This is a genomic window from Arthrobacter ginkgonis (genome assembly GCF_039540195.1).
GTDB lineage: Bacteria > Actinomycetota > Actinomycetes > Actinomycetales > Micrococcaceae > Zafaria > Zafaria ginkgonis.
This window is the reverse complement of the sequence record NZ_BAABEO010000039.1, coordinates 1-2,315: the sequence shown is the minus strand read 5'-3', so window position 1 is coordinate 2,315 and position 2,315 is coordinate 1. Positions and strand designations below refer to the sequence as shown.

Sequence of the window (2,315 nt, the reverse complement as noted above, 5' to 3'; positions counted from 1 at the left end):
GCGGCGGAATCGAGGCCCGGGGAACTTTCGGGGAACTTCTCCCCCAGCACACCGCCCAGCATCGCGCCCATCCTGACGGCCACATCATCCAGGTCCTCATCGAACAGACCGGCGTAGGTGTCCAGCGTGATGGCCGCGGTCGCATGCCCCAGCATCCGCTGGACGGACTTCACGCTAGCACCGGAGCGGACGGCCCACGAGGCCGCGGTGTGCCGCAGATCGTGCACCCACAGTCCCTCCGGGATCCGCACCCCGTCGACCTTGGTATCCGCCAGCGTCTTGTCGGCGGCAGCGTTCACCGCCGTCACGGCCCGGTCGAACTCGCGGCGCTTGAAGTTGTTGGCCCGCACCTGCGCGCCCCGCGCCGTCGCGAACACGAGCTCGTCCCAGCCGCGCCCCTTGGCCCGTTTGGCCAGCCGTTCGGCGACGGCCGGGATCACCGGCACCGTCCGGGCCTTCCCCGACTTAGGCGGGCCGATCTTTGCCTCGCGTCCGCCGACGAACACCACGGACCGCTCGATGCGGATGCGCCCGCGCTCGAGCTGCAGGTCACGCACGCGCAGCTCCGCGGCCTCCCCGATGCGCAGCCCGGCCGACGCCAGCACCCAGACCAGGTCCGAGTAGCGGTCCTCGATCGTGTCGGCCAGGGCAGCCACCTGATCCACGGTGAGGAAGTAGTGCTCCCGCTTCCTGCCCTTGGGCAGTTTCACCCCAGAGGCAGGATTCTTGGCGATCCGCTGCTCCTCCACGCACCATTCCAGGAAGCCCATCAGCCGGCCGTGGATCGTGCCCACGGTGCGCGGCGCCTGGTTCATGCCGGCCACCCAGTCCTGCACGTCGCGCTTCCGGATTGACCCGACGGCCCAGTCCCCCCAGTGGGGGCGCAGGTGGGCGCGCACGTCCGATTCGACCGCGGCCCGGGTCGATGCCTTCCAGTGCAACTGCCCAGCCTGCCACGGGGTAAGTAGGTCCTCAACGAAGGCCTCCCCCGCGCTGCCGGCCACGTAGGTCCCGGTCCGCTTCTTGTGCGCGACCTCGGCCAGGTGCGCATCGGCCTCGTCCTTGGTGCGGAAGGACTTCTTCTTCGGCGTGCCGTCCATCTCGTCCCAGCGGGCCTGCCAGCGCAGGCCGCGCCCGTGCATGGCGGTCTTGGTCTTCTTGTCGCGCTTGTACCAGCGGTCTTCGACTCTGGCTACGGCCACGCGGCCCTCCTCTTTCCGTCCCCACTGTTCGTCACCAGGACACGCCTTCTGTTCGTCACCAGGACACGCCTTCCCCAACGATCCTTCGAAGCCCCTGCAGGGCCTCCAGCTCGTCCGGCTTCGCGGACTCCAGCCGGTCCCCCAGCACCATGTCCGTCACCCAGAGTTCTTCGGCAGCCTCGCCCAAGGAATGGGCGCCGCGCAGCACCCGGAAAAGGTCCGGCCACTCGAGCAGCAAGTGCGCGGCTTCCCACCTGACCCGGCGCTCCACCGCCGTCGGCTGGCAGGACGCATGCCCGGCCGACACATGCACCAGCTCATGCGTGAGCACGCACCGCCGCTCCCTCTGCGACAACCGCTCATCGAGCCAGATCACGTTCCCGTCGGTCGTCGCCCCAGGCACCCCTTCGGGGAGCCGGTCCCGCCTCACCACCAGCCACGGGTGAGCAGCCACGACGTCCCACGGATCAAACATGGGCTCCAACCTAGAGGCCTGCACCGACGCTCACTCCTGCGACTCCTCGCCCAGGTCGTCCGGATGCTGCTCCGTATCCAACCGCATGCCCGGGTGAGCCGCGAACGGCAACTGCTGGTCGAAGCGCAGCGGCACCACGGGCGACGGCGGGGTGGCGCGCTCCAGTTCCTCCACTCGGCGCTTGAGCCGGTCCAACTCCATGTTCTTCATCTGCAGGCGCGTCGTCAGCTCCACTACCAGGGCTTCGTCCGAAATGTCGTGCGCGGCCTTTGACTCGGTATCGGACCACGACGACTCCCGCAGGTCTTCCAGGGTGACCTCTGCGGGTTCCTTCCCGCTGGTGAGTAGCCGGTCGACCGCACGGGGCTTCCAGCCGAGGGCGTCCGTGATCCTGCGGAGGCGTGCCGGCTGCGGCCAAGTCCTCGCGCTCTCCAGGTTGTAGAGGGTCCCGACGGCCACGCCGGCTTTGTCAGCCAGCTGGTTGCGGGAGAGCCCGAGTTCCGCGGTTGATTCCGTTACGAGTTCGCCGATGCGGCGCTTCATGTCCTGATCGCTCATGACCCCAGTGTGGAGCCTTTTTCTTTGCAACATCAACTCGACGTTGTTGCGTGTTGCCTACCCCAGCGGCGTGCAACAAG

3 protein-coding genes are annotated in these 2,315 nt (G+C 68.2%); all 3 read right to left on the bottom strand.

The features are described 5' to 3' along the window. Window positions 1-1,202 (bottom strand): tyrosine-type recombinase/integrase (locus tag ABD912_RS23175; protein ID WP_345154804.1); only part of this gene is annotated, 1,202 nt, incomplete at its 3' end. 55 nt (window positions 1,203-1,257) lie between these two features. Then, window positions 1,258-1,677: an ImmA/IrrE family metallo-endopeptidase gene (locus ABD912_RS23170; RefSeq protein WP_345154802.1), complete on the bottom strand. Its 420-nt coding sequence runs from the start codon at window positions 1,675-1,677 to the stop codon at window positions 1,258-1,260. A gap of 30 nt (window positions 1,678-1,707) precedes the next feature. Then, the gene (locus tag ABD912_RS23165) at window positions 1,708-2,235 is read right to left on the bottom strand and encodes a helix-turn-helix domain-containing protein (protein ID WP_345154800.1); all 528 of its coding nucleotides are present in this window, start codon (window positions 2,233-2,235) and stop codon (window positions 1,708-1,710) included. Window positions 2,236-2,315: the final 80 nt, after the last annotated feature.